Source organism: Pectobacterium hainanensis, from assembly GCF_046237015.1.
GTDB lineage: Bacteria > Pseudomonadota > Gammaproteobacteria > Enterobacterales > Enterobacteriaceae > JBJYIN01.
Genome location: NZ_JBJYIN010000059.1, coordinates 1 through 256, shown reverse-complemented (window position 1 = coordinate 256; position 256 = coordinate 1). Strand labels below are relative to the sequence as shown.

Genomic DNA, 256 nt, shown 5'->3' with positions numbered 1-256 from the left:
CTCAATTTGATGGTGAGTTAGTCGCTGAAGTCGGCGCTGATTATACGGCCCTGCAGAAGCTGAGTCGGACCGAGCGTGAGTGTTTTCTGAATGCTTACCGTAATTATGTGAATTATAAAACGAATAATCTTAGTTTCGAAGATTTTGATACGAGCCGCGTCAGCATGTTTGCACTGCCGATTTTTAATGAGATCGGTCAGCGCATCAAAGCATTGCCTGATGCATTGGCGCATGTTTTTAGAAAAAATACGATCTA

General features: G+C 43.0%; 1 protein-coding gene. It reads left to right on the top strand.

Annotated features, from left to right (window positions below; all coding sequences use genetic code 11):
- A partial coding sequence (locus ACKPVM_RS20500; RefSeq protein ID WP_409311586.1) for a hypothetical protein occupies positions 1 to 256 on the top strand: 256 nt, incomplete at both ends.